Raw genomic sequence first — 3929 nt, forward strand, 5'->3', positions numbered from 1 at the left:
ATACCCAGGTAGAACAGGAACTGGCAGCTATCTTTCAGATTCGAAGTATCCCAAGCATTTTGTTTATCCCTGTTGGTAAGGAACCTATGATGCAGGCCGGGGCCTTGCCCAAGCACGTTTTGGAAGACGTTATTAATAAGGAGTTACTGAGCTCTGTTTCCTAAGAATAGAACACGACAGATCCATAACTAAAAACCCCTTAACGAAAGGGGTTTTTTCGTTTTTAAAGCGAGTTGGAAGACCTGGTCGAGAGGCGCTTAATGCCTTTATGCCAAAGCTACCTGGGATAATACAAGATAGGTAAAGTCCCATCGGGTAAAAGACACTTTATTTTTTGTATTTTGAGAAAGTCATCAGACTTACCTTATGTCACGCCTTTTCAACCAATTTCGCCGGCGACTGCTTCCCAAAAACAGGTTCAGCAAGTATCTGCTGTATACCATTGGAGAGATCATCATCGTCATTTTTGGGATTTTAATCGCCCTGCAAGTAGATGCCTGGACTAGTGAGCGAGAATCCCGTGCAGAGGCTCAGGTGTTTCTGAAGCAGTTAAAAAATGAATTTCTGGCCAACAGAGAACAGTTGGTTCAAAAAGTACTTATGAGAGATAAAGCCTTACAGTCTGCCAGGGAATTGCTGAGGTTTGTAGATGGTGAGTCTGAGTATAATACTCCTTCTCAGGTGGACAGTCTCTTAGCCGTAGCCCTACCTGTATATACTTTTGATCCTTCATTGGGGGTGTTGAACCAATTGACTTCCACGGACAAGCTCACACTTTTGCGTAATGAAAAGCTAAACGACACGCTTTCCTCATGGAATTCTATGATCGAGGATTTCAAGGAAGATGAGGACATGTACAATAGTTATAACCACAACCACTTTCGTCCATTCCTATATAAGAATTACAATGCGAGGAACATTATTAACAGTCGGATCAGATACCAGGTGATTAATTCCATTTTGTTGTCCTCCCCTGAGGAAGTGAATGACGAAATCGGATTTTCCGGAATGCCTGTGGATTTGGATATTTTGAAAAATTCCGTTGAATTTGAAAATTACCTGGCTTTTGTGGTGAGTTGGATTGCCCTTATAAACACCCAGTCCCAAGGGATTCTCAATTATATCGACAGTGTTTTGGAAATTATTGACAACGAGATTGTTGCGGAGTAAGATATATTAGGTTTCCGGAATATAAGCTGCTTTTACTCCAGGGGAGCGACTCGTGAATCGTAACAAATCGCTGCCTGCATCGTCTGAATTGGTGTAAACCAACCCAACCCTCCAGGATATCCTCCGTATGGATGACGCAGCGGCTTTCGTAGCCGCAAGCGGCTATTTCAAATAGTATTTTCTTCGAAGCCAGAAAGAAACCCGGACCAGCAGGATAAGGGCGGGAACTTCCACCAGGGGTCCGATGACTCCCGCAAAGGCCTGTCCGGAGTTCAGTCCGAATACCGCAATCGCCACTGCGATGGCCAGTTCAAAGTTGTTCCCGGCGGCGGTAAAGGCCACCGAGGCTGTTTTATCGTATTCGGCCCCTGTGGCTTTCGTAAAGAAGAACCCGATAAGGAACATTATTGTAAAGTAAACCAATAGTGGGATGGCGATTATTACCACGTCTTTGGGAATTTCCACAATTAGCTCCCCTTTCAGGGAAAACATAACCACAATGGTAAAAAGAAGGGCAATAAGGGTCATGGGCGAGATGGCAGGGATAAATTTTTCTGTATACCATTCTTCCCCCTTGGCGCGTACCAGGATCCAGCGGCTCATAATACCCATCACAAAGGGAATCCCGAGGTAAATGGCCACACTCTCTGCAATCGTTCCTATGGAAATATCGACGATGGCACCTTCGAAGCCAAAATAAGGGGGAAGGATGGTAATAAATATCCAGGCGTAAAAACTATAGGCAAATACCTGGAAAATACTGTTGAGGGCAACGAGGCCTGCGCCGTATTCGCTGCTGCCCTCGGCGAGGTCATTCCAGACCAGTACCATGGCAATACAGCGGGCAAGCCCGATCAGGATGAGCCCGACCATATACTCGGGATAGTCGCGCAGGAAGGTAATGGCCAGGAAAAACATCAGGACAGGGCCTATTACCCAGTTCAGGATCAAAGAAATGGACAGGATCCGGGTGTTGCGGAACACTTTGGGCAACATGGCGTAATTGACTTTGGCCAATGGGGGGTACATCATCAGAATCAGTCCGATAGCAATCGGGATGTTGGTGGTGCCCACGCTAAAGGACTGGATGATTTCAGGAAATGTGGGGATAAAATATCCAAGCCCCACCCCAATCGCCATGGCGATAAAAATCCAAAGGGTGAGGTTTCTATCGAGGTAACTGAGTTTCTTCGGTGCCATACTTATGAATTGATTCTGGAGAAAACATAGTGTAATTCGGTGGCTATCTGCACACTTCTTTCCCGGTATTTTTCCATCTGTTGCGGGGTGTTGTCAAATACTTTCGGGTCTTCAAAAGTCATGGGGACGCGCAGGTCTGCCCCGGCGATAAAGGGGCAGCCTTCATCCGCCTGGGAACACGTCATAACGGCTGCAAACCCAGACCGGGGGTTAAACGGATCATCAAAGGTTTTGGAAAATCCGATGATGGGATGTGCATTAGCGCCATATTTGATGCTGTATACCGGATTGTTGCCCTGGGAGAGTTTTTCAATTTGAAGCCCTGAGTTTTTAAACGTTTCCGCCACCACCGGAAACAAGGCTGTGGCTTCTGTTCCCCCGGAGTAACAGGACACATTTTCCAGGTTGTGATAGGCGGCCAGGGTTTGTGCCCATACCTGGGACAAATGGCTGCGACGCGAGTTGTGCGTGCAGATAAAATTCAAACGGATTTCCTGATTCTCCCGCACCTGGCTTTGGATGTAGTCCACCAAAGGTTGCAGCAGGGTTCGTCGTTCTTCCAGGAGGGCTTCAGGATCCAGGCTTTTAATTTGATTCTCAATTTCAGGAAATAGATTCGATGGCATTTCAGTCATGGTAGGGGTTTTTTGAGCAATGATCTAGCAACAGCCTTCCTGAGCGGGAATGTCCTGATCCATAAAGGTTACGAGCATCTCCTTCATAAGCGTCCAGTTTTCTTTATCGATACAATAGCAGACCCGTGTACCTTCAATACTCCCCTGAATAAGCCCGAGCGTCTTCAGTTCCCGCAAATGTTGCGATATGGTGGGTTGTGCTAAACCGATCTCCTCTACAAGGTCCCCGCAAATGCAGGAATCGGTTTTAAAAAGCTGCTGGAGAATAGCCACTCGTGCAGGGTGGCCGAGCGCTTTGGCAAAGGCGGCAATACGGTTTTGGGTATCGGTAAATATCTCTGATTTCGTGAGTCCCATATCAATTGTTATATTGCAATATTACGATAAATAATGAATCTTAAAATGGCTTCCACGGAAAATAGGTGCATTTTTTTACCGCAGCGCTTTAAAGCGTATCGGAGCCTTTTCGAGGTACTCTGGCGTCTCCTTAACCCCGCTTTGGGAGTATTCTAAGCACATGGAGTTTTCTATACATATCCAGTAAGACTCAATTATTTGCTACATTTATGGGATTGTTAAAAGTCAAACGATTATGAAAAGATTTTTCCTCCTCTTATTGGCCGCTGGCCTCTTTGTTTTTCAAGGAACCCCGGCTCATGCTCAACGCAAAAAGAACAAGGCCGCTGATGCCGAAAAACAAGAATTGCCTTTGCAGGCTTTTAAATTCCGAAACATTGGTCCGGCCTTCCTTTCGGGTCGTATCGCGGATATCGCCATGCATCCGGAGAATGACAATGTCTGGTATGTGGCCGTAGGCTCAGGAGGTGTCTGGAAAACCGTCAATGCGGGAACAACATGGACCCCCCTGTTCGATCAGCAAAAGTCGTATTCCACAGGGTGCATTACCCTGGATCCCAGTAACCC

The 3929-nt window shown here is 46.4% G+C and carries 5 protein-coding genes; 2 read left to right on the plus strand and 3 right to left on the minus strand.

Annotated features, from left to right (window positions below; translation table 11 throughout):
• The first annotated feature begins 366 nt into the window (after window positions 1–366).
• Window positions 367–1170, plus strand: coding sequence for a DUF6090 family protein (locus WBV75_RS14275; RefSeq protein ID WP_424121253.1), 804 nt, complete (start codon window positions 367–369; stop codon window positions 1168–1170).
• Between the two features lie 162 nt (window positions 1171–1332).
• Here the strand turns inward: WBV75_RS14275 and arsB are convergent, their stop codons facing one another.
• From arsB to WBV75_RS14290, 3 genes are read right to left on the minus strand one after another with little or no spacing between them, the layout of a single operon-like run.
• Window positions 1333–2370, minus strand: coding sequence for an ACR3 family arsenite efflux transporter (gene arsB / locus WBV75_RS14280; protein WP_424121254.1), 1038 nt, complete (start codon window positions 2368–2370; stop codon window positions 1333–1335).
• Between the two features lie 2 nt (window positions 2371–2372).
• Entirely contained in the window at window positions 2373–3005 is a 633-nt protein-coding gene (locus WBV75_RS14285) for a low molecular weight phosphatase family protein (protein WP_424121255.1), read from the minus strand.
• Between the two features lie 24 nt (window positions 3006–3029).
• Window positions 3030–3362 carry an ArsR/SmtB family transcription factor gene (locus WBV75_RS14290; RefSeq protein WP_424121256.1) on the minus strand — a complete coding sequence of 111 codons (333 nt, stop codon included), beginning with the start codon at window positions 3360–3362 and terminating at the stop codon, window positions 3030–3032.
• Between the two features lie 235 nt (window positions 3363–3597).
• On the opposite strand from WBV75_RS14290, the gene WBV75_RS14295 reads away from it, so the two are divergent.
• Window positions 3598–3929 (plus strand): WD40/YVTN/BNR-like repeat-containing protein (locus tag WBV75_RS14295; RefSeq protein ID WP_424121257.1); only part of this gene is annotated, 332 nt, incomplete at its 3' end.

It is taken from the genome of Robiginitalea sp. (assembly GCF_049588695.1).
Classification (GTDB): domain Bacteria; phylum Bacteroidota; class Bacteroidia; order Flavobacteriales; family Flavobacteriaceae; genus Robiginitalea.

Coding starts and splice junctions, on each gene's coding strand:
- WBV75_RS14290 (WP_424121256.1), bottom strand. CDS start 3,362: ATGGGACTCACGAAATCAGAGATATTTACCGATACCCAAAACCGTATT.
- arsB (WP_424121254.1), bottom strand. CDS start 2,370: ATGGCACCGAAGAAACTCAGTTACCTCGATAGAAACCTCACCCTTTGG.
- WBV75_RS14275 (WP_424121253.1), top strand. CDS start 367: ATGTCACGCCTTTTCAACCAATTTCGCCGGCGACTGCTTCCCAAAAAC.
- WBV75_RS14285 (WP_424121255.1), bottom strand. CDS start 3,005: ATGACTGAAATGCCATCGAATCTATTTCCTGAAATTGAGAATCAAATT.